Here is a 22509-nt window from a genome sequence, read left to right on the forward strand (position 1 = left end):
CGGGGGTGTGGCAACGACGCTAACCATCAAGCTTCGTTTTTGCAAGTAAGCTTCGTTTGAGCAAGTTTGCTACGTTAGACGCGTGAAGCGACGCGAGTTCGGCCAGCACTGCGGTCTGGCACGGGCCCTGGAGTTGGTGGGTGAGCGCTGGGCCCTGCTGGTCGTCCGGGATCTCACGGTGCGCCCGCGCCGCTACACCGACCTGCTCGAAGGCCTGCCGGGCATTCCCACCAACGTGCTCTCCACCCGGCTCAAGGAGCTGGAACAGGCCGGCATCGTGGAGCGCCAGGTCGCGCCCGCGCCGCAGCGGGGCGTCGTCTACACGCTGACCGCCGCCGGCCACGAGCTCGAACCGGCCATCCTCGCCCTCGGCCGCTGGGGCGCCACCCAGCTCGGCGAACCCCGGCCGGGCGACATCGTCACCCCCGAGTCGGTCACCATGACCCTGCGGGCGACGTTCAACCACGGGGCGGCCGCCGGCCTCACCGCCTCCTGGGAGATCCGCGCCGCCGACCTGGTGCTGCACGCCGTCGTCACCGACGGCAAGCCCGACATCGGCCCCGGCCCCGCCCCGGGCGACCCCGACCTCGTCGTCACCGTCGACCCGGCCGGCGAGCTGCCGTCGTACGAGAACCTCATGCAGGCCATGAAATGCGGCCTGGTCCAGCTGGCCGGACCGCGCGAACTGCTGGACACCTTTCTCCACCTGTTCACCGCTCAGGGGGCCTGATGCTGCCGGCGGAGTGGCCGTCCGTGCTGACGCGACTGGACCGTCAGTCGCAATGGTTACAGGCCTCGCCCGACCAGGTCGGACTGCCGGAGCTGATGCGGCTCTACGACGTGCCGGCGGTGAGTCTCGCGGTGCGGCAGGACGGCGCCGAGCCGTGGTCGCAGGCGTACGGGGAGCAGGTGAGCCCCCGCTCGATCTTCCAGGCCTGCTCGATCAGCAAGCACGTGGCGGCGTTCGGCACGGTCCGGTTGGTGGATCACGGCGTGCTGGATCTCGACGAGAACATCGAGGCATACCTGACGTCGTGGCGGCTGCCGGCGACCGATGGCTGGCGGCCGGTGGTGACGATCCGGCAGCTGCTGGCCCACACCGCCGGGTTGTCCTACAACTGGTTCCGGGGATTCGGCCCGGGCGAGGCGGTGCCGGAGATGGTCGACGTGTTGGCCGGTCGGCTGCCGGCGACGAGCCCGCCGGTGCGGGCGACCATGTTGCCGGGCAGTGCTTTCCGCTATTCCGGCAGTCACTACGCCGTGTTGCAGCAGCTGCTGGAGGACGTCACCAGAACCGGCTTCGCCGAGCTGATGCAGTCGCTGGTGCTGGCACCGCTGGGCATGGACGACAGCAGCTACGACCAGGATTTCCCGCACCGCCACGGCGAAGTCGCCGCCGGCCACCACGTGAACGGCACGCAGCTGCGCGGCGGTTGGCGGGTGCAGCCGGAGCTGGCCGGGGCCGGTATGTGGACCACGCCGTCGGATCTGACCCGGGTGGGCGTCGAGATGGCGCAGGCCATCGCCGGCCGATCCGAGCTGCTGTCCCGGGAACTGGCTAACGAGATGATCACGCCGCAGGTGCCGGGCGGCATCGGCCTGGGGACCTTCGTGCGAGACGACAGGTTCGGCCACACCGGCGGCAACGCCGGCTACGGCTGCTGGCTGTTCACCTGGCCGGCCACCGGCACGACGATGGCCGTGATGACCAACAACGAGATGGCCGACGAGGTCCGGCGCGCGGTGCTGGCCGCCGCCGAACACCAGTACGGACAGACCCCGCAGGTCACGTCGACCGGCGTCGCGGGGACGTACGACGTGCACGACGGCTACTCGATCACCATCACCGACGATCTTGTCCTGCACGCGCCCGGGCAGCCCCCGATCACGTTGCGGGTCCAGCCCGACGGCCGGTTGCGGGCCGTCGGGCTGGACTGCGAGCTCACTGTGGTGGACCAGGTTCTGGAGCTGCGCCAGCAGGATCTGGTCCTGACCGCGAAGCGCCGCTAGGAGCGGAACGGGCCCTCGATCACCTGCCCGGTGTCGAGAGTGGCCTTGACGCGGTTGCTGGTGTAGCTGTTGCTGTCCTCGGCGAACTTGGTCCGCACGATGAACGTGCCGTCCTTCAGGGTCGTGGGAACGGCCACCTTGTCCGGGCCCACCAGCGCCACCTGGGCCACGTTGCCGGCTGTGATTCCGAAGTGGATGGACTCGGTGTCGAAGTTGTCGGAGCTGAGATAGTCCCACGGTCGCGAGGCGGTGAGATTGCCGTACGTGTGGCGGGTGCTGACGCCGCCCATGATGCCCGTGGGCTTGCCGTTGGTCAGGACGCAGACACCCGCGTACTCGTCACTGCGGATCACCACGTAGCTGAGCTTCGAGTCGTAGTCGAGCTTGGCGCCCGCCCGCCAGCTGCCCGACGGGATCTCGGCGTAGGGGGTGTGGATGCAGTCGTTGACCAGCTGCATGTCCGGGCCGGCGGCGGCGGTTGCCGGGCCCCCGCCCCGAATCAGCGGCAGGGCGAACACCACACCGGCGGCCAGCAGGATCACCGCGGCGGCGGCCGTCAGCGGCGCACGCCAGGTGCGAAACCGGTTGCCCGGCACCTCCAGCTGCGGCTCGATCTCCTCCCACAACCGATCCCGCAGGCCCTCGGGCATCGGTCGCTGCTCCGGCAGGTCGGCGGTCTCGTTCATGGCCCCTCCTCAAGGGCTCTCAAGTCGATGCCCGGGCCGGTGTCGCGCAGTAAGCCACGAAGCTTACTGCGGGCACGCGAGATCCGGGCCCGCACGCTCACCTCGGCGATGCCCAGCACCTCGGCGGCGTCGGCGATGGACACCTCACCGAGCAGGCACAGCTCGACCGCCCGCCGCTCCCCTTTGGGCAGCCGTTCGACGGCGTCGAGCACCTCCCGCAGCCGGTGGTCGGCGTCCATCTGGTCGACCACGTCGTCGGCGTGGTCGCGGGTGGTGTCGTTGAGCGGGATCCGGGTCAGCACCCGGGAGAACCGGCCGGCGCGGCGGAACTCGTGCCGGGCCAGGTTGCTGGCCACGGTGAACAGCCACGGCCGCGCGCTGGCGTTGACCAGCGTCATCTCGGACAACTTGTGCCACGCGGCCAGGAAGGTCGAGGAGGTCAGGTCCTCGGCCACCGACCACGATCCGGTCAGGCGGTAGGCGTAGTTCCACACCGCCTCGGCATGCCGCCGGTACAGCTCGCCGAACGCGCCGCGGTCGCCGCGCGCGGCCTGCTCCCAGAGCGCCTGGTCGTCGCTCAGCGGAGGAGCCTGAGGGTCCGCGTCGCCGTCCTGCCCGGCGCGCGTCTCGGGTCGCCGCACCCATTCTCCAGCCGTCGTCACACCCATTGAGTTCCCACTCGCCTGGCCAGTGTTGCGTCTGGCTGACAGCCGAGCTCCGGCCGCGCCGCTGGTCAGCGACGCGGCCGGATTCGGATGCTAGCCGCGGAACGGACCGGTCACCACCTGGCCGTTGTCGAGGGTCGCTCGGACGTGGTTGCTCGTGGACTGGTTGCTGTCCTCGGCGAACTTGGTCTTGGCGATGAACGTGCCGTCCTTGAGGACAGTGGGGGTCTGCGAGCCGTCCGGACCCACCAGCGCCACCTTGGCCACGTTGTCGGTGGCGATTCCGAAGTGGACGGACTCGTTGTCGGTGTTCCAGGAGCTGAGGTAGTCGAACGGCCGCGCCGAGGTGAGGTTGGTGTAGGTGTGGCGCGTGCTCACGTCGCCGCCCATCACGCTGCCGGCCTTGCCGTTCTCGATCACGCAGACGGCCGCCTGCTTGTCGTTGCGGATCACCAGGAAGCCCAGCTGGGCGCTCAGGTCGTAGCGGGCGCCCGCGCGCCAGCTGGCCGGGTTGGGGATGCCCTGGGTGTTGCGCACGCACTCCTTGGCGATCAGCGCGTCCCCGGTGGCGTGGTCGTCGGCGGCGCCGGCCGCCACGTTCACGGTCGGCGCCGAGCTGGGGATGGCGGCGAACGCCACCGCGCTGCCGGCGGCGATCGCGACGGCCGCGGCGGCCACGGACAGGGTCAAGGTCAGCTTCTTCGTCGTCATGCCCGGTGTGTTCCCACCGGCCCCGAGAGTGTTGCGTTTTGCGCAGTGACCCCCGTCACCTGCCGTGCTTCTTGTGCACGGCCTGTTTGCTGACGCCCAGCACCTCGGCGATCTCGGCCCAGGTCCGGCCCTGGTCCCGGGCCCGCCGCACGAGGACCGCTTCCTGGTGCTCCATCTCGCGGCGCACCTCGACGGCCGCCGCCAGCCCGACCATGGGATCCGCGTCGTCGGCGGTCCTGGCGAGCGTCAGCAGCCGGTCGATCTCCACGGCTGTCATCTTAGGTAACCGCCGGCTAGGCCCCGATGAGGTCGAACTCGTTGCCCTCCGGGTCGGCGAGGGTGATCCAGTGCGCGCCGGCCTCGGTGAACTCGCCGCCCCGGGCAGCCCCGAGCGACACCAGACGGGCCGCCTCCGCGTCCAGGTCGGTCGAGACCAGGTCGAGGTGCACTCGGTTTTTCGCCGTCTTCCCTTCCGACACCTTGATGAACATCATGCGCGGCCGGTCGTCCTTGCCGTCGATGGAGGCGAAGACCTCGCTGGCGTCCGGGTCGACGGCGCGATCCGTTGCCCTGGCCCAGAATTCGGCCAGCTCGGCCGCGTTCGCGCAGTCGAAAGTGATCGCGTAGACGATGGTTCCCATGTGGTGCTCCCGTTGTCAGTCAGTGGTGTGCCGGACCGGCCAGCACACCTCGGTCTCGGTCGGGCTGGCCAGGTAGTGCTCGCGGATCGGGCCGTCCGCACCTATGGCGCGCTCAGCGACGTACGTGCCGAGCGCGCCATAGGTCTGGTCCAGCTCACTGAACGGCCCCTGGTGCAGGGTGACCGCCAGTTCCACGGCCGGAATCTCGAACGGCTCGACGTCACCGCGCCCGGACGGCTCGCCGTCCACCGGCACGAACGCGAGGACGTCTCCGGCGTCGTCAGTGAAGAACTCGCTGTGGTAGAGGCAGCCGTCGGGTCCGACCCGGTGATCCCCCACCGCCGCGTGCAGGCGGCCGAAGGCGTCGCCCCACCACCGCTCGCAGTCGCTCATGGCGATCCGATCCCGCACGGCCAGCACCGTCATAGCCGGAACCGAGCGGTACTCGACCTCGATCGCCGGTGGCCCCTGCTCCAGCAGCAGCCGCAACGAGGTCACCGCCGCCTGCGTGCGTTCCAGCTGCTCCTCCACCCGCCGCAGGTGGGCCCCGATCACCGCATTGCGCCCCGCCACGTCCGGGGCCGCCAGCACCGCCCGCACCTCCTCCAGCGGCATGCCCAGGTCCCGGAACCGCCGGATCACCTGCGCCGTCCGGGCCTGCTCCGGCCGGTACAGCCGGTGCCCGCTGACCGGGTCGATCACCGCCGGCAGCAGCAGCCCCACGTCGTGGTAGTGACGCAGCGCCTTGACGCTCAGGTAGGTCATCCGCGAGAAGTCGCCGATGGGCAGCAGCACAGCCATGCCCCGATCCTGGCCCCTCCCCTTACCGGAGGTGCAACTCGAAACCCGCACGGACCGGCCGGCGATCGGGCAGCATGGCGGTCATGGCCCACGACACCACGATCGCCGCGCTGCTCGCCGCCTTCGACGACCACCGCGACCGGGTCGCCATCCGGCACGCCGGCGGCGAGTGGACGTACGGCGAGCTTCGGGACCGGATCTACCGCACGGCCCGGGTGCTGCGAGCCAACGGGCTCCGCCGGGGAGATGTCGTCGCGCTGCTCACCGGGAACCGGCCCGAGACCTACGTCCTGCGCTACGCGGCCAACACCCTCGGCTGCTGCGTCACGGTGCTGTACGACGACCTCGCCCCCTCCCTGCTGGCGGAGATGCTGCGCACCGCCGAGGCCGCCGCGCTGGTGTACGACGCCGACCGCCACACCGGCGAAGCGCGAGAAGTGCTCGCCGAAGTTCCCGGCGTCACGGGACTCTCATTGGACGAAGCGACCGAAGCCGAATCAGCGAAGCCGATTCCGGTGCAGGCGCGGCCCGAGGACCTGGCGTCGATCCAGTTCACCGGCGGCAGCACGGGAGTCCCGAAGGGAATTCCCCGTCAGGCCAAGCTGCCGGGCTACCTCACGCCGGCGGCCCTGGCCGCTTGGACGGACGCGGTGCAACTGCTGTGCACGCCGATCGGGCATCTCGGTGGCACCCTGTCCGGGGTCGTGCTCGCCGCCGGCGGCCGTGTCGTGCTGCACGAGCGGTTCGACGCCGGCGAGGTGCTGGCCGCCATCGAGCGGGAACAGGTCTCGTTCCTCTGGCTGCCGCCCCGCCTGCTGCACCAACTGCTGGACCACCCGGCGCTGGCCACGACCGACACCGCCAGCTTGCGGTCGATCGCGCTCGGCGGCTCGGCCAGCACCCCGCACCGGGTCGCCGAGGCGATCGAGCGGTTCGGCCCGATCGTCGCCCAGGGCTACGGGACCAACGAGGCGGCGCAGATCACCTGGCTGACCCCGCGGGAGCACGAGCGGCCGGAGCTGATCTCCACGGTGGGCCGGCCGGTGCCGGGCATCGAGCTGACGATCCGCGACGCCGCGGGCGATCCGACCGACGGCACCGGGGAGATCTGGGTTCGCGGCCCGGGTGTGATGACCGGCTACCACCGCCGGCCGGAGCTCACCGAGCAGGTGCTTCGGGACGGCTGGTTCCACACCGGCGACCTCGGCCACCTGGACGCCGAGGGCTACCTGACGATCGTCGGGCGCAGCAAGGACGTGATCCTGGCGGCCAACGGCCACGTCTACCCGTCGGCCATCGAGGACGTCCTGCTGCGTCACCCGGCCATCGCCGACGTGATCGTCTTCGGGGTCACCGACGGGAGCCGTGACGAGCACGTGCACGCGGCCGTGGTCACGGCTCCCGGCAGCACCTTGTCGGAGGACGAGGTGATCCGGTGGGTTGGGCGGGAACGGGGCGCGGCCTACGCGCCGGAAGTGGTGACGTTCCTGGACGAGCTGCCGCAGACCGGCAGCCACAAGCCGGACCGCCGCGCGCTCCGCCAGCTGCTCGCGGAGCGCGGCTGAGGCCCGTCACCAGGTGACCGGCAGCTCGTGGACGCCGTAGATGTTCATGTCGGTGCGCAGCTTCACCTCCGCGGCCGGGATGGCGAGGGCCAACGTGGGGAAGCGACGCAGCAGGCCGTCGAAGCCGGCGCGCATCTCGATGCGGGCCAACTGCTGGCCGAGGCACTGGTGCGGGCCGTGGCCGAAGGAGAGGTGGCCGCGGGCCTTGCGGTGCACGTCGAGGGTGTCGGCGTCGTCGAAGCGCTGGGGGTCGTGCCCGGCGGCGAGCAGGGAGACGACGACGGTGGAGCCCTTGGTGATGGTCTCGCCGCCGACCTCGATGTCCTCCGTGGCGTAGCGCAGAAATGCGTCGGCGACGGCCAGGTAGCGCATGAGCTCCTCGACGGCCTCGGGCATCAGCTCGGGGTTGGCGCGCAGCTCGGCCAGCTGATCGGGGTGCTCCAGCAGGGCGAAGGTGCCGAGGGCGAGCATGTTGGCGGTGGTCTCGTGGCCGGCGAGCAGCAGCAGGAAGGCGATGCCGATCAGCTCCTCGACGCTCAACTCCTCGTCGCGGGCCAGGTCGGACAGCAGGTCCTCGCCGGGCTCGGTCCGCTTGCCGACGATCAGCTGGGCCAGGTAGGAGGTCAGCGCGTTCCAGGCGGCCATCTTCTCGTCCAGCGACTGGTCCTTGACCATGAACTGGGCGGAGTTGGCCTGGAAGGTGTCCCGGTCCGCGTAGGGCACGCCGAGCATCTCGCAGATCACCAGCGACGGCACCGGCAGCGCGAACGCCTTGACCAGGTCGACCGGCGCGGTCATGGCGGCCAGCCGGTCCAGCTGCCGCTCCACGACCTCGACGATGTGCTCCTCCAGGGCCTTCATCCGCCGGACGGTGAAGGCCCCGATGAGCTTGCGCCGCAGGCGGGAGTGGTCCAGCCCGTCCATGGCGATGAACAGGCCCGGCGTCTGCGGGGACGGCTCGGTCGCGGGCGGCATGCCCGGGGTCTCCCACGGCACGTGCAGCACCCCGAGGTCCTGCCGGGAGCTGAACCGGGTGTCGGCCAGCACCTGGCGGACGGCGTCGTAGCCGGTGACCAGCCAGCCCTCATGGCCGTCGGGGAACACCAGCGGGCTGACGGGGCGGGCCGAGCGCAGCCGGGTGATCGCCCGGGGCGGGTCGAACGGGCCGGCGTCGCGGTTCATGGGCAGGCCCTGCGGGACGGGAACCGCTTGAGTCATCGGACTTTCCTTCCGTGGTGGGTGCTAACGACAACTCTGGCCGCTGGCGCTGACACGAAACCGCCATGGCCCTGACACCGCCCGTGGCAAAATCGGCCGCGTGCAGATCGGGATGCTCGGACCGTTCGAGGTTCGCACGGATGACGGCGTTCTCGCCGACGTTCCGGGCGCCCGGCTGCGCGGACTGCTGGCCGCCCTCGCGCTGGAACCGGGGCACGTGGTCCCGAAGGCGGCGCTGGTCGACTGGATCTGGGGCGAGAACCCGCCGGCTGACGCGGCGAATGCCTTGCAGCGCCTGGTTTCCCGGCTGCGCAAGGTGCTGCCGGACGGCCTGGTCGACGGGCAGCCCACCGGCTACCGCCTGACCGTGGACCCGGACGCCGTGGACGCCGTGCGGTTCGAACGCCTCGTCGGCCGGGCCCGCGACGACGAGGATCCGCGACGGCTGCGTGAGGCCCTGACCCTGTGGCGCGGCGCGGCCATGCAGGACATCGGCCTCCAGGACAGCGCCGCCTTCGACGCGGCGGTCACGCGGCTCGAAGCCCTGCGCCTGACGGCGTTGGAGGACCGGTTCGACGCGGAAACCGGCCCGGAGCAGGTCACGGAGCTGATCGACCTGGTGGCCGCGCATCCGATGCGGGAACGGCTGGTGGCCGCGCTGATCCGGGCGCTGGCCGCGACCGGCCGTGACGCCGAAGCGCTGCAGGTGTTCCAGCGGACCCGGGAAACCCTGGCCGACACGCTGGGCGTCGACCCCTCGCCGGAGCTGTCCGCCGTGCACGTCGCGTTGCTGCGGGGCGAACTCGGCCGGCGGCCGGAGACCCGCAAGACCAACCTGCGGGCCGAGCTGACCAGCTACGTCGGCAAGGACGCCGATGTCGCCGCGGTCCGGGAGCTCATCGCCGGGCACCGGCTCACCACCCTGATCGGGCCGGGCGGCACGGGCAAGACCCGGCTGGCCACCGAGACCGTGCGCACCCTGCTCGGCGACCTGCCGGACGGGGCGTGGCTGGTGGAGCTCGCGCCCGTCGAGGGCGACGTGGCCCAGGCGACGCTGACCGCCCTCGGCCAGCGGGATTCGCTGCTCGACGACGACCCGGACACGGAGCCGACCGACCGGGTCGTGGCGGCCGTCCGCGACCGGGAGATGCTGCTGATCCTGGACAACTGCGAGCACGTGATCGAGTCGGCGGCCGAGTTCGCCCACCGGGCGCTCGGCGAGTGCCGGCGGCTGCGGATCCTCGCGACCAGCCGGGAACCCCTCGGCATCACCGGCGAGGCGCTGTGGGCCGTCGCCCCGCTGGTCCTGCCGGCGGACGACGCCGAGCCGGCGGAGATCGAGGCCGCCCCGGCCGTCCAGCTGCTGCGGGACCGAGCCGCCGCCGTACGCCCGGATCTCGCCACCGACGCCGCCACGCTGGCCCGGGTCTGCCGGGCGCTGGACGGCATGCCGCTGGCCATCGAGCTGGCCGCCGCCCGGCTGCGCACCATGTCCCTGGACCAGCTGGCCACCCGGCTCGACGACCGCTTCCGGCTGCTGACCGGCGGCAGCCGGACCGCGCTGCCCCGGCACCGGACGCTGCGGGCGGTGATCGACTGGAGTTGGGACCTGCTCTCCGAGGAGGAGCGGGTGGTGCTGCGCCGGCTCTCGGTGTTCGCCGGCGGCGCGAGCCTGGAGGCGGCGGAACGGATCTGCTCCGAGGATGCGCTGGACCTGCTGACGGCGTTGACCGAGAAGTCGTTGGTGGTGACCACGGGCGACCGCTACCGGATGCTCGGCACCATCAAGGAGTACGCCCGGCAGCGCCTCGACGAGGCCGGCGAGGCGGATCTGGCCCGCCGCGCGCACCTCGCGTACTTCACCGAGCTCGCCGAGACCGCGGAGCCACGGCTGCGCAGCACCGAGCAGGTGGAGTGGCTGACCATGCTGGCGCGCGAACACGACAACATCTCAGCCGCGATGCGCGGTGCGATCACCGCCGGGGACGCGCAGGGCGCGATGCGCCTCGCAGCCGCCGCCACCTGGTACTGGTGGCTCGGCGGGCACAAGGCCGAGGGCAATGACCTGATCATGGCGGCCACCGCCGTGCCCGGCGAGGTGTCCGACGAGATCCGGGCCCTGGTCTACGTCTATGTGGCGCAGTTCGTGGTCTCCGGGCGCAGCGACCAGTACGACGCCGCCGAGTGGATCCGCGCGGCCTACGACGTCAGCCGACGGGTCGACGACCACTTCCATCCAGCGGTGAAGTTCGCCGCCCCACTGGAACGTCTGTTGCGCTCGCCGGAAGGTTCCCTGACGGCGTTCGAACCGCTGCTGGCCGACGACAATCCGTGGGTGCGTGGCATTGCCCGGCTCCAGCTGGGCAAGCAGCGCGTCCTGTTCGGCGACGGCGGGCCGGAGGCCGACGCGCACCTGGAGAAAGCGCTGGCCGAGCTGCGCGCGGTCGGTGAGCGGTGGGCGATCTCGTTCGCCCTGATCGAGCTGGCCGAGCGGGTCGCCATGCGTGGCGAGCTCGCCGCGGCGTGCGAGCACTACGAGCAGGCTGTCACCGTCGTGACCGAGATCGGCGCGATCGAGGACGTCGTGGGCATGCGGTCGCGGCAGGCGCGACTGTACTGGCTGATGGGCGACAAGGAGTCGAGCGCGGCGGCGGTGGCCGAGGCTCGGCGGTGCGCCGACCGGGTCGCGTGGCCGAACGCGCTGGCCGAGTTGGCCCTGACCGAGGCCGAGCTCGCACGCTGGGACGGCGACGCGGCGCGGGCGCGGCGGCAGCTCGACGTTGCGAAGGCCACCCTGGGCAGCGCCGCCGAGCGGGCCAACTACCGGACGTCGGCCCACGACTTGCTCGGTTATCTCGCCGACGACGTCAACGAGGCCCGCGAGCACCGAGTCGAGGCTTTCCGGGCCGCGCACGAGATCGGCAACGCCCCCATGGTCGCCCAGCTCCTGGTCGGCGTGGCGGATCTGGCCCTGCGCCAGGGACAGCACGAGCAGGCCGTCCGCCTGCTCGCCGCCAGCGCTCGCGTGCGTGGCCTGCCGGCCCCCGGCCACCCAGACGTCGCCCGGATCGAGCAGGCCGCGCGGCGTCATCTCGGCGACGCGCTGTTCACCGCCGCGACCCAGCAGGGAGCGTTGGCGGACTGGCACGAGTTGGCCGCTGTCACGCTCGGCTGAGGCCGTGTCAGGGCTGTGTCAGGGCAGCCGCGCAGATTAGGCGGCATGTCAAGTTCAGCGATAACGGCTTCAGGCCTGAGAAAGTCCTACGGCGGCAAGGTCGTGCTCGACGGCATCGACCTGGACGTGCCGACCGGCTCGATCTTCGCGCTGCTCGGCCCGAACGGGGCCGGCAAGACCACCGCCGTGAACGTGCTGACCACGTTGCTGTCGATGGACAGCGGCACGGCGCGGGTCGGCGGCCACGACGTCGTGACCGAGACCAGGAAGGTCCGTTCGGCCATCGGCGTCACCGGCCAGTTCGCCGCCGTGGACGAGCTGCTGACCGGCCGCGAGAACCTGCGGCTGATGGCCGACCTGCACCACCTCAAGGACCGCTCGGTCGTCGAGGATCTGTTGCGACGCTTCGATTTGCTGGAGGCGGCCGAGATGCGCGCGGTGGCGTACTCCGGCGGCATGCGGCGCAAGCTCGATCTGGCCATGACCCTGGTCGGCCGGCCGCGGATCATCTTCCTGGACGAGCCGACCACCGGCCTCGACCCGCGCAGCCGCCGCACCATGTGGACCATCGTGCGCGAGCTGGTGGCCGACGGCATGACCATCTTCCTGACCACCCAGTACCTGGAGGAGGCCGACCAGCTGGCCGACCGGATCGCCGTGCTGGACCAGGGAAAGCTGGTCGCCGAGGGCACCCCCGAGCAGCTCAAGCGGCGTATCCCCGGCGGCCACGTGCAGCTTCGCTTCGGCGGCGCCACGCAGCTGAGCGCCGCCGCCCGTGTGCTGCCCGGCTCCACTCCCGACGAGGACGGCCTGGTGCTGCGGGTGCCCAGCGACGGCGGCAACAAGTCGCTGCGGTCGCTGCTGGACCGGCTCGACGAGTACGCCATCGACGTCGAGGAGTTCACCGTGCACCTGCCCGACCTCGACGACGTCTTCCTGGCCCTGACCGGCCACGCCAGCGCCCCGGAGGTGGCCGCGCCATGAGCACCGACGCCCTGATCATGTTGCGCCGCAACGTGAAGCACACCCTGCGCAACCCCGTCACGCTGTTCAACGCGATCTTCATGCCGATCATCATGATGCTGATGTTCGTGTACGTCCTCGGCGGCGCGTTCGACGTCGGCGGTGACTACGTCGACTACGCCACCCCCGGCATGATCATGATGGCCATCACCTACGGCCTGAGCGCCACCGCCGTGTCGGTCAGCTCCGACATGACCAAGGGAATCATCAACCGTTTCAAGGTGATGGACGTCTCCCGGGGAGCCGTGCTGACCGGGCACGTCGTGTCCACCGTGGCCCGAACCGCCTTCGCCGTCGCCGCGATCATCGGCATCGCCCTGCTGTTCGGCTTCCACCCCAACGGGTCCTTTGTGGACTGGCTGGCCGCCGCCGGTGTGCTGCTGCTGTTGATCATCGCCGTCAGCTGGCTCACCGTCGCCTTCGGCCTCGGCGCGCGGTCGGTCGAGGCCGCCGGCTTCTTCGCCGTGCCCCTGATCATGCTGCCGTTCTTCAGCAGCGCCATCGTGCCGGCCGCCAAGATGGGCCCCGGCATCCGGGAGTTCGCCCAGTACCAGCCGTTCACCGCGATCATCGAGTCCGTCCGCGGCTTCCTCACCGGCGTCCCCGCCCCCGGCCAGACCATCGCCGCCCTCGCCTGGTCGCTGGCCATCGCCGTCGCCGGCTACCTCTGGGCCCGTGCCCAGTTCGCCAAGCGGGCCTGACGCCGCTGCCGTCGGCCAGGTTTCAGACTGGGCGATAATGGGGACAAAAGGTGCGAACAGCATCGGAGAGGAGCGGCGTCATGGCGTCCATCTGGCGGCGGATCACCGACTTCCTGCGCAGTCCCCAGGGCCGCAGGCTGACCGAGCAGGTGACGCGGGCCGCGAGCGATCCCCGCAACCAGCAGCGGGCCCGCGAGGCGCTTCAGCGCCTGCGCAAACGCCGGTGACATTGCGGACCGTACCTGTCCGCAATGCCTTCTAGGGTGGTGCTCATGGACATCAAGATCGAGCTCGTGATCCTGCCCGTGACCGACGTCGACCGGGCTCGGGACTTCTACGTCGACCAGGTCGGCTTCCACCTCGACCACGACCACACGGTCAGCGAGGAGGTCCGCTTCGTGCAGCTGACCCCGCCCGGCTCGGCCTGCTCGATCGCCTTCGGCAAGGGCCTGACCGACGCCGCCCCGGGCTCGGTCAAGGGCCTGCAGGCCGTGGTCGAGGACGCCGACAAGGTCCGGGCCGAGCTGGCCGGCCGGGGCGTCGAGATCAGCGAGGTCCAGGACCTGGCCTGGGGCCGCTTCGCCGAGTTCGACGACCCGGACGGCAACCACTGGGCCCTCCAGCAGATCGTCCGCCCGTCCTAGCCCTTGGTGTCACAACCCGGCGGGCTGTCCGGTCTTTAGTACGGACCGTCAGCACTGCTGGGGAGGAACCCATGAACCCGCGCCTGGACCTGTACCGCAACCCCGTCTCGTCCAAGGTGCTCAAGCACCTGTACGCGGCCAGCAAGGCGCTGGCCGACTCCACGCTGCCGCACACCGTGCAGCGGCTGGTGGAGATCCGCGCCAGCCAGATCAACGGCTGCGGCTTCTGCACCGACATGCACACGAAGGACGCCGCCCACGCCGGCGAGACCTCCGTGCGCCTCAACCTGGTCGCCGCCTGGCGCGAGGCCACCGTCTTCACCGAGGCCGAGCGGGCTGCCCTGGAGCTCACCGAGCAGGGCACCCGCATCGCCGACGCCGCCGGCGGCGTCACCGACGACGCCTGGGCCAACGCCGCCAAGCACTACGACGAGGACCAACTTGCGGCGCTGGTCTCCCTGATCGCGGTGATCAACACCTACAACCGCGTCAACGTCATCAACCAGCAGCCGGCCGGCAGCTACGAGGTAGGCCAATTCGGCTGAGCACCGACGCGAAGGCCCCCGCGGCCGGTGAGCCGCGGGGCCCGGACCACACCAGGTCAATCCACCACGAGCGCCAGTTCCCCGCCAAATGATCTCACTGATATCCACTGTTCGGGGAATTCGATCCTGACCCCGACCCGTGCACCCGAATCGTCGGTCTCGACCTCGACCGAAACGATCTCCACCCCACGCTCGGGGATGTCCGGCAGGAGCGGAACCCTGCGGTAGCCGTCCGCCGGCCAGCGGTAGTCGGGGATTTCGTCGTCCGCTCTCCGCTCGACCCGCAGCGTCCAGTCCGTCCACACGGTAAACACCGCGAAGGCGCCGACGACGAGACCGATCTGCAGTGCCGCGACGTCGTCCTCGTCGTCCACGATCGTCGAGACGACACTCGCCTTCAGGCCGACGAGTTCCCGCGGATCCAGAATCTCGGCCCGAGAATCCCGCCCGTCCACCTCACCGAACCCCATCGTCATCGCCTACCAGCCAGGAGCAGGATCTTTCGCCAGGTAGATGAGTCGCCCGCCCCGCCCCGGCCAACTGTCGTCGGTCGGTCCGACATGGATCACGGTCTCCACCGCGGTGTGCCCGCCCCTCAGGGCATCGAGTTCGAAAACCATGTCGCTGATGTCCTCCTCGACCTCCCCAGTCAGCCGCCACAGCGCGAAGTGAAGAACGACTCTGTCCGCCTCGATCTGGACGGACACCCCTCTCACTTCCGAGGAGATCAGCCCCTGGGACGCCTGCAACGCCTCCAGCACGACCATGTTCTCCTGCGCCAGCGAGGGATCTACAGCTCACTCGTTCTCAGGGAGTCCAGGTGGGGTTGATCGGCACGACGCTCGACTTCGCCGTGCCCGTGGACCGCCATGACGGTGTGACGCTGCCGCTGTGGACATCGGTATTCTCAACGGTGTCGCCAACCTTGACACCAGACACAGGGTTCGGCAGCGCCGACAAGAAAGCGCAGTATTCTACCGCCGCTCCCTGGGACGTCTCGGATTCTCAACCGCTTCTTCCGGTTCTGGGATATCGATCGAAATCTCGACAAGCTCTCCATTTGACACCCTACCAAAGGAAGAGATCGCTGACCGCACGTCATCGCGAGCCCATCCGGTGCGAATAAAGAACTCACTACGAGACAACGCTTCCACGGATTCGACCACGCACACGAGAAGTCGACCGAGCTCAACCTCCGTCAAGGTGAGCATGAAGCTGTCCTCATCACGCTTGAGCTGCATACATCACCTGTTCGGGTCTAGTCGGGACTCGAAGTTGTCCTTCGACGTCTTAAAGGCGGTCATCGAGTACTCGTTGCGCTGAATAATCATAACTCCACGGTTCGAGTCGTACCATCCTACACCCCCACCCTTGATCGCCTGCCCCGTGCCGCTATTTGCATACACATCAAGATAGTCCGCGAGCTCGTCTTCACTCATACCCAGATCGTGACTCGTGTTTCCCTTGGCAACTTCGTCAGTAATATGCAGAACACCTTGATAGGCCGGGTCGGAACACCCGTCCATTCCACCGACATTGTGGACAAGGATCGGCGTGTTGCCAGCGAGCACATAGTACGTGTGGACGACGTCGACGGTCAGGTTGTAGGTGCGGATCGACTTCGTGTAGCGGTGCGACGACACCACCGCGACGTGGCCGTCGCCGGGAGTGTCGAGCTGGTCGCCGATGCGCAGGTCGGCGGCGTCGACCCACTGGTGGGTGGTGGCGTCCCAGAACAGGTGGTGCGCGGTCACGGTGACGGTCTTCTGCCTGCCGGGCGGACCGATGGCGAGGTCGACGAAGTCGGTGTCGGTGTCGGTGACGTGCACGGCGGTGACGACGTGCTGCTGACGGACACCGCTGTCGACGTCGGCGTTCTCGACTGTGTCGCCGACCTTGACGTCCTCAATCGGTTTGACGGAGCCGTCGGCCATCAGGACAGGGGTGCCGGCGGCGAAGCTGTTGCCGGTCGCACACGACAACGCCTTGCGAACACGGTCCGGCATTTCCGTGAATTTACTGGCCAGACTACCCGGCTCGTACATCTTTCCATTGGGCAGGATTCTCGACGCTTCCATTCCTGCCAGATCCGCAGAGCCAGCATTAAGGCCGCCGAACGCCACCAGAATCGGAAGAGAGAACGCCATATGCATGGTGAACAGCTCTTTACCGACACCCTTGCCGCAGTCATCCATGTGACAGACGTGCTGCAACATCATTACCACATCGTCATCACCAGCCAGCGGGTCCTCGAAGCTACTCCTCTGAGGCCACCACGTTTTCTCGGCAGGGTCGGCCAGCATCGCCTTGAGCAACTTGAGCGCACTATCGAAGTTCATGTCCGTCGGCATCAAGACATGGTTGATATAGTAATGACCGGTAGCGAAGTCGTAAGACGCCTTGACATGCGGCGAGTTGAAAACTATCGGCGACGGATTAGGACTCGGTGAAGGTGGGCCATCACCGTGCTGCTCGCCAACCGGGCCGCCGTCGATGCAGTTCGTGTGGTATTCCTCGCAGCCAGCGATTCGGGTGCCGGTCGGGTCGCTGAATGTGGTCGGGTTGTCGGCGCTGTAGGCGTAGCCGTTGAGCTGCCCAGGGCTGGACGGATCGAGCTGCGGGTCGACGGACAGGAAACGACCCGTGGTCGAATCGTATTCACGGGCGCCGACGTCGGTGAGCCCGGTGGACTGGTCGACGGACTTGTTGAGAAAGCCGTGATCGTCGGGCCAGATGCCCTGGGGCGTCCCGAACTGGTTGCCGTACGGGTCGAACGCGCGCCTGGTGACGGCTCCGGTGTCGGGCTGGTACGCGATGCTGCTGGTGCCGTGCTGGTCGCTGGTGAGCACCGTGGGATTGGCGCCGCCGACACGCATCGCGACGGTCCCGCCGGTCATCGCGTAATAGCGGGTACCGACTACGGTCTTCAGCGACGTGTTGTACTTCAGCTCCTCACCGGGCAGATAGAGGGTGCTGCTGCCCGGGTCGCGCCGGATGAGGATGTTGCCGTCGGCGTCGTAGACGTAGGACGTCGTGCCGGAATCCGTCTGGTCGGTCGACAGCCGGCCGTCCTCGTTCCAGGTGAGCGTCTGCTGTCCGGACGGCAGTGTCCTGGTCTTGGTGTTGCCGACCGCGTCATAGGTGTAGCTCGCGGCGCTGTTCCCGCCCGGCCCCGAAGTCGTGCTGGAGGACAGGGTGTGTGCCTGCGGGGCGCTCGGATCGGGATAGTTGTACGTCGTGGTGGTGTCGCTGACGCCGGCGGTGAGCGAGTGCTGCACCTGGGTCTTGCGCAGCCCGGCCGGTTCGAAGCCCCAGCTCGTCCAGTACGGATTGGCGCCGCTGATGCCGGCCGTCGACGGCTGGTCCCCGCAGTTGGCGGCGGTCCACGCCTGGGCGAGGCGGTCGAGCGCGTCGTAGGTGAAGCACTGCTGCTGCACGGGCGAGCCGGCCGGTCCTTCGACATCCGTGCTCGACGTGAGGTTGCCCGCCGGGTCGTAGGTGTAGCTGGTGTCGTCGATCTGCACGGGCGCCTTGGTCGCGGTCAGTTTGACGTCGGTGACGCGACGGGTCTGGGCGTCCCGCTCGACCGCCAGCGCGCCCTGGCCGCCGGCCGTGCTGAACTTGTGCAGCTCGCCGTACGGGGTGTACTCGGCGTTGGTGGCGTAGGTGTTGTAGCCCGAGACGCTCTTCGCGTTGCCCAGCTGGTCGTACGCGGTGACGATCTGCTCGCCCGGCAGCTTGCCACCGGGCGCCGGCGTCGTGACGTCCAGCAGCCCAGTCGAGGTGTAGGACATCGACGTGGTGTAGTCCCCGGCCAGCCCGGCCTCACCGTCGGGGACGCGCAGGATCGAGCCGGTGGGGTTGCCGCCGGCGTCGTATCCGGTCACGCCCACCAGGTAGTCGCCGTCGGCGGTGTAGCGCGTCGAGTAGGAGAGCTTGCCGGTCTGAACGGTGTCGTACGTCCAGGACGCCAGCTGCGGGCCGGTCAGGGATCCCTGGAACTCACCGGTCCTACGGGCCAGCGGGTCGTAGGAGAAGGCGAGGGTCTGGCCCCGCGCATCGGTCTCGGACGTCAGCAGTCCGGCGTCGTCGTAGCTGTAGCTGGTGGTGCCCGCGTCGACGTCGGTCTGGGACTTCTTGCGTCCCATCAGGTCGTAGCTGTAGGACCACTTGTCGCCGTCGGCGTCGGTGATCTGGTCCTGGAGCCCGAGCGGCGTGTAGTGGTAGCTGGTCGTCTGGTAGGCGCCGCCGGACACGACACTGCCGTTGACCGCCGGTGCCGCGGTGTACTGGCGTACTTCGCTGGTACGGCCGCGGCCGTCGACCAGCTGGGTCGTCGTCACGCCGCCGGCCGGCGGGATCGTGGTCGTGCGGTCACCGCCGTACACGGTGGTCGTGGACCACTTGGGATTCGCGCCGTTGTAGTCGGCGGCGACGAGGATGCGCCCGGAGCCGTCATAGGAGTTCAACGTGCGGTCTTCGACGTCCTTGTCGGCGACCGAGACGAGTGTCGTGCCGGGATCGCCATCGGTGTAGTAGCGGTTGTTGCTGCGGATGACCCAGCCGTGCGAGTCGTAGAAGTTGTCCGACACGATCCGCCCGCCGCCTTCGGCGTTGGACTGGGTCTGTAGCACCTGCCCGAAGCTGTCCAGCAGGCTGACATTGGTCGTGTAGAACGTGCCGCTGCCGTAGTCGATCAGGGTTTTGGTGGTCACCGTCGAGGGGCCGGTGCTGTTGAGCGCGTAGGCGTACGTGCTCGACGCCGGGTCGCTGCCCCGGTGGTGCCCGGGCAGCCACACTCCGGTCAGCCGGCCGAGCTGATCGTACTGCGCATCCGTAACGTGGCCGGCGACGTCGACGATCTCCGTCGGCGCACCGTTCGCGGGCTCGTACGTGTAGGTCGTGGCCTGCTGCAAGGGATTGGTGACCACACGCTTCGTGAGCACGCCACCGTCCGGCGGCGTGTAGGCGGTCTTCGTGACGCCCTGCCGGGCGTCGGTGGTGGAGGTGACCCGACCCGAGGCGTCGTAGGTCGCGGTCATCGTGGTGGCGAAGGTGAGCGCGCCGTTGGTGTTCGTCGTCGCGCTGTCGGTCCGCGTCACGTCACCCGGCCCGGGCAGCGCGCCGTTTGCGCTCTGGCCGTCGTAGAAATTCCTGGTGTCACTGAGGATCGGCGCGGGCGCCGTCCCCGGGGCCGGGCACTGCTGCTGCGAGACGACAACTTCCTTGACCCGGGTTCGGATCCACTTGTCGGTGTTGTCCGCGTAGCTGGTCGTCGTGCACAGGTCCGGCAATCCGTCCACTGTGGACGTCTGCTGCGAGACCCGGCCGGCGCCGTCGTAGGCCGTGGTCTCGATGTCGGTCCGGACTCCGCCGGCCGCCAGCGTCGTCAGCGTCCTGGACTTCGTCGTGGCGACCACGTCCGCGGTGAGCGCGGGCAGGCCGGTGCGGGCCCGCGAGCCGGTCGTCGCGATCACCGAGGCGTCGGTGATGACGGTGCTGATCTGCCCGCCGCCGTCACCGTTGTAGGTCTGCGCCTCTCGCGGCGTGCCGGCGATCTGGTTGCTGTCACTGACCTGTTCGCCGAGCGAGTCGGGCACCTTCACGTTGTCCCGGGTCTTGCCGTTGGGCATGGTGTCGCCGTCCATGCCGCGGTAGTAGGTGGTCTTGGTCAGGGTCTGTCGATCGGCCGAGCCGTTGCTGGTGTTGTCGGTGTTGCCCGAGCGGACGTCGACCTCGCCGAACCCGCGGAACTGGCCGTAGGTCCGGTTCACCGGCTTGACCAGCTCGTTGTCGTCGAAGTGCCAGGCCGGCTTGCCCTGGTAGTCGTAGGTGGTTCGCTTGGTCGGCGACAGGGCGTTGGTGTCCTGGACGTCGACCTCCTTGGTGGCGTACTTGTGGAAGAAGTCCAGGATCGGCGTCGAGTTGAACTCCGGCGTCCAGTAGACCGGGAAGCACATCATCTGGTCGTTGGACACGTCCTGGGGATAGTTTGTGCCGGTGCACTCCGCCGGCGTGTACGTCACCTTGGTGACCTGGCCGGTCTCGGCGGTGATGGCGGTCATCCGCCGGTGCGCCATGGCCGGCTGGGTGTTGTAGCCCAGGACACGGTTGTCGTAGGTCTGCCCCACGAAGCTCACCGGCGGCATCGCGAGCGAGGCGCCGTCCGCGCCGAATCCGGTGTGCTTGATCGAGGACAGCCAGAGGTCCGAGTCGCTGGCCGTGAAGAATTGGTGCGTGAGGTCGTAGCTGTCGACCGGGGTGTACCCGGATCCGTTGTAGTACTGCGTCGAGATCTTGACCAGCCGCTTGGTGGTCCACAGTGACGGGCTGGGGTTGTCACACGTGGGCGTCTTGTTCTGGTCGGTCTTGACGCACTGCTGGTCCTGCGGGGTGTCCGGCCAGAACGCCGCGTTGTCCTTGGTGAACTTGTCGGCCGCGCAGTCCATCGTGGCCGTCGGCAGGCAGCGCTCCGCAGTCGTGAACACGATCTGGTCCGGCGCCGGACCGCTGGACACGGTGCCGTTGACGTCCCGAAGCCCGTAGTCGATCCGGGCCAGGTAGCCGTCGCGGGTGTACAGGACGCCGGTCTTGCCGCCGTTCGCCCCGTAGTAGTTGGTCTCCGGCGTGTAGTAGTAGGCGGTGACGTTGCCGTGCGGATCCTCGACGTAGTCGAGGTTCCAGCGCCAGGCCTGCGGGCAGGAGGACGCGGCGAAGCCCGACGTGTTGTTGCAGGGGTCGCCCGCGTGGGCGCCGTAGACCGGCTCGGTCCACGCCGAGTTGGTCGCGCCGGCGGGGCCGCTGTTGCGGCCGAAGAAGTACTGGGTCCCGTCCGGGGTCGTGACCCGCCAGTACTCGCCGTCGTGCACGCCGTTGTTCGCGCCGTTCGCGCCGTGGACCAGCTCGATGCGGTCCCCCGTGTCGGCCGACGCGTGCCAGGTCTGCCCGTTGTCCCCGGTGACCAGGGAGACCGACTGGTTGTTCAGGTCCATCGACACGACCTGGCCGGCCCAGCAGAGGTCGTGCACCTTCGGCGCGGTGCCGGCGGGATCCTCGTCGCAGGATCGATAGGACCGCTCGATATAGCCCGGCGAGTAGTCCCATCCCTCGCCGATCCACGACGACTGGTTGTTGGTTCCCGAAGTCTGCCCGTCAACCGCGCTGGAGTTGTAGGAAAGGGAGACCGTCGGGGCCACTGTGGAGGCAGCCGCGGACGGCGGCACGGCAATGGGATAAGACCAGGTGAACGCGCCGGTGCTGCCACCGACCGACCATGTTCCCGACGGCGAGAGCGAGGACGCGGTGAATGTCCCGTTAGGTCCGCTGGGGCCGGCTGTCGCCGCCAACACCATTGGCGTCTGGGCGTTCTGCGCCGCAAAGGACACCTGCGCCGAGACCCGCGCCGATTTCGCGTCGTTGCTGGACGAGGCCAGCGGCGTCTGCTGGCGGCAGTCCGGGCGGTCCGGGTCGGTCAACGCGCAGGCCGGCAGCTGGCTCAGGTGCAGGCGCGACCCGAAGTCGCCGCCGACCGCGTTGCGGAAGGACGAATAGTCGACTTGGACCGTGTCGTGCTGGTCCTGCGCCTTGTCCGGTTTCACGGTGAAGAGCAGGCCGCTGATGCCGGCTTTTCGCGTCGCGGCCTGATCGGCGAGGTGCACATGAAATGTCGAGGACGGTGTTTCCGTCGCCTGATTTTCGTTTTCCGCCGACAACGAAATCGGCAGCGTTCCGGCGCGCGCCGGCGTCGCGGCTTTCGCGGTCCGCGAAACACCGTTCGTGGTCACATCGGCGTCGCCGGCCGCCGGCCACGACACATTCACCAGTGGCGTCGACGATTCAAAGGCCGCTTTATCGGCGCCTTTCAGCGCCCGGTCGGCGTGTGGGATCGGTTTTTCGACCGACACCTGTCCGGTCCCGTCCGCCTGCGCCAGTGGGGCCGTAACACCCGCGTTGACCAGCGACGCGACCAGCGCGACCGCCGCCGCCGAAGCGACCAGGACACTGCGCGGCCGTCTGACCGCACGCAAGACACACCCATTGAACCCGCGCACACTGCCCCCTCGGCATACCTATACCGCCGCTAGCGGACGCTACACGGCACATGTTCGCCGGGGAAGAAAAATC

19 protein-coding genes are annotated in these 22509 nt (G+C 69.1%); 9 read left to right on the forward strand and 10 right to left on the reverse strand.

Translation table 11 applies throughout. From position 1 onward, the window contains the following. The first annotated feature begins 82 nt into the window (after window positions 1-82). Window positions 83-730, forward strand: a complete 648-nt coding sequence (locus tag JJ691_RS32035) for a winged helix-turn-helix transcriptional regulator (protein ID WP_211763313.1) — start codon at window positions 83-85, stop codon at window positions 728-730. After that, entirely contained in the window at window positions 730-2010 is a 1281-nt protein-coding gene (locus tag JJ691_RS32040) for a serine hydrolase domain-containing protein (protein ID WP_211763314.1), read from the forward strand. The genes JJ691_RS32035 and JJ691_RS32040 overlap by 1 nt, the downstream gene beginning before the upstream one ends. On the opposite strand, the gene JJ691_RS32045 is transcribed toward JJ691_RS32040, so the two are convergent. From JJ691_RS32045 to JJ691_RS32070, 6 genes are all read right to left on the reverse strand, one after another. After that, window positions 2007-2696 carry a hypothetical protein gene (locus JJ691_RS32045; protein WP_211763315.1) on the reverse strand — a complete coding sequence of 230 codons (690 nt, stop codon included), beginning with the start codon at window positions 2694-2696 and terminating at the stop codon, window positions 2007-2009. The two genes, JJ691_RS32040 and JJ691_RS32045, sit on opposite strands and share 4 nt — an antisense overlap. Then, entirely contained in the window at window positions 2693-3337 is a 645-nt protein-coding gene (locus JJ691_RS32050; RefSeq protein ID WP_442912490.1) for an RNA polymerase sigma factor, read from the reverse strand. The genes JJ691_RS32045 and JJ691_RS32050 overlap by 4 nt, the downstream gene beginning before the upstream one ends. Before the next feature lie 117 nt (window positions 3338-3454). Continuing rightward, complete coding sequence (locus JJ691_RS32055) at window positions 3455-4072, reverse strand: hypothetical protein (protein ID WP_211763317.1); 618 nt, start codon at window positions 4070-4072, stop codon at window positions 3455-3457. Between the two features lie 55 nt (window positions 4073-4127). After that, window positions 4128-4334, reverse strand: coding sequence for a helix-turn-helix domain-containing protein (locus tag JJ691_RS32060; protein ID WP_442912787.1), 207 nt, complete (start codon window positions 4332-4334; stop codon window positions 4128-4130). 31 nt (window positions 4335-4365) lie between these two features. Continuing rightward, window positions 4366-4713 carry a VOC family protein gene (locus tag JJ691_RS32065; RefSeq protein WP_211763319.1) on the reverse strand — a complete coding sequence of 116 codons (348 nt, stop codon included), beginning with the start codon at window positions 4711-4713 and terminating at the stop codon, window positions 4366-4368. Between the two features lie 15 nt (window positions 4714-4728). Then, complete coding sequence (locus JJ691_RS32070; RefSeq protein WP_211763320.1) at window positions 4729-5514, reverse strand: MerR family transcriptional regulator; 786 nt, start codon at window positions 5512-5514, stop codon at window positions 4729-4731. Window positions 5515-5597: 83 nt separating this feature from the next. Here JJ691_RS32070 and JJ691_RS32075 point away from each other — a divergent pair, with 83 nt between their 5' ends. Then, window positions 5598-7079, forward strand: coding sequence for an AMP-binding protein (locus JJ691_RS32075; RefSeq protein ID WP_211763321.1), 1482 nt, complete (start codon window positions 5598-5600; stop codon window positions 7077-7079). 6 nt (window positions 7080-7085) lie between these two features. On the opposite strand, the gene JJ691_RS32080 is transcribed toward JJ691_RS32075, so the two are convergent. Continuing rightward, entirely contained in the window at window positions 7086-8297 is a 1212-nt protein-coding gene (locus JJ691_RS32080; protein WP_211763322.1) for a cytochrome P450, read from the reverse strand. 100 nt (window positions 8298-8397) lie between these two features. On the opposite strand from JJ691_RS32080, the gene JJ691_RS32085 reads away from it, so the two are divergent. The 6 genes from JJ691_RS32085 (at window position 8398) to JJ691_RS32110 (ending at window position 14385) form a co-directional block, all read left to right on the forward strand. After that, window positions 8398-11472 (forward strand): BTAD domain-containing putative transcriptional regulator, encoded by a 3075-nt coding sequence (locus tag JJ691_RS32085; protein ID WP_211763323.1) that lies wholly within the window; start codon window positions 8398-8400, stop codon window positions 11470-11472. Between the two features lie 45 nt (window positions 11473-11517). Continuing rightward, entirely contained in the window at window positions 11518-12456 is a 939-nt protein-coding gene (locus JJ691_RS32090) for an ATP-binding cassette domain-containing protein (protein ID WP_211763324.1), read from the forward strand. Continuing rightward, window positions 12453-13196, forward strand: a complete 744-nt coding sequence (locus JJ691_RS32095; RefSeq protein ID WP_211763325.1) for an ABC transporter permease — start codon at window positions 12453-12455, stop codon at window positions 13194-13196. Before JJ691_RS32090 ends, JJ691_RS32095 begins: the two co-directional genes overlap by 4 nt. Window positions 13197-13276: 80 nt before the next feature. Next, entirely contained in the window at window positions 13277-13423 is a 147-nt protein-coding gene (locus tag JJ691_RS32100) for a hypothetical protein (RefSeq protein WP_211763326.1), read from the forward strand. 45 nt (window positions 13424-13468) lie between these two features. Then, entirely contained in the window at window positions 13469-13840 is a 372-nt protein-coding gene (locus JJ691_RS32105; protein WP_211763327.1) for a glyoxalase superfamily protein, read from the forward strand. Between the two features lie 71 nt (window positions 13841-13911). Continuing rightward, the gene (locus JJ691_RS32110; protein ID WP_211763328.1) at window positions 13912-14385 is read left to right on the forward strand and encodes a carboxymuconolactone decarboxylase family protein; all 474 of its coding nucleotides are present in this window, start codon (window positions 13912-13914) and stop codon (window positions 14383-14385) included. A 56-nt stretch (window positions 14386-14441) separates the two neighbouring features. Here JJ691_RS32110 and JJ691_RS32115 read toward each other — a convergent pair whose 3' ends face one another. The 3 genes from JJ691_RS32115 to JJ691_RS32125 all read right to left on the reverse strand — a co-directional run bounded on the left by JJ691_RS32115 (window position 14442) and on the right by JJ691_RS32125 (window position 22412). Next, window positions 14442-14861 carry a hypothetical protein gene (locus JJ691_RS32115; RefSeq protein WP_211763329.1) on the reverse strand — a complete coding sequence of 140 codons (420 nt, stop codon included), beginning with the start codon at window positions 14859-14861 and terminating at the stop codon, window positions 14442-14444. Window positions 14862-14864: 3 nt separating this feature from the next. Beyond that, window positions 14865-15152 carry a hypothetical protein gene (locus tag JJ691_RS32120; protein WP_211763330.1) on the reverse strand — a complete coding sequence of 96 codons (288 nt, stop codon included), beginning with the start codon at window positions 15150-15152 and terminating at the stop codon, window positions 14865-14867. 477 nt (window positions 15153-15629) lie between these two features. Beyond that, window positions 15630-22412 carry an RHS repeat-associated core domain-containing protein gene (locus tag JJ691_RS32125; protein ID WP_211763331.1) on the reverse strand — a complete coding sequence of 2261 codons (6783 nt, stop codon included), beginning with the start codon at window positions 22410-22412 and terminating at the stop codon, window positions 15630-15632. Between the last annotated feature and the right edge of the window lie 97 nt (window positions 22413-22509).

Origin of the sequence: Kutzneria sp. CA-103260 (assembly GCF_018263855.1) — a bacterium.
Lineage (GTDB): Bacteria > Actinomycetota > Actinomycetes > Mycobacteriales > Pseudonocardiaceae > Kutzneria.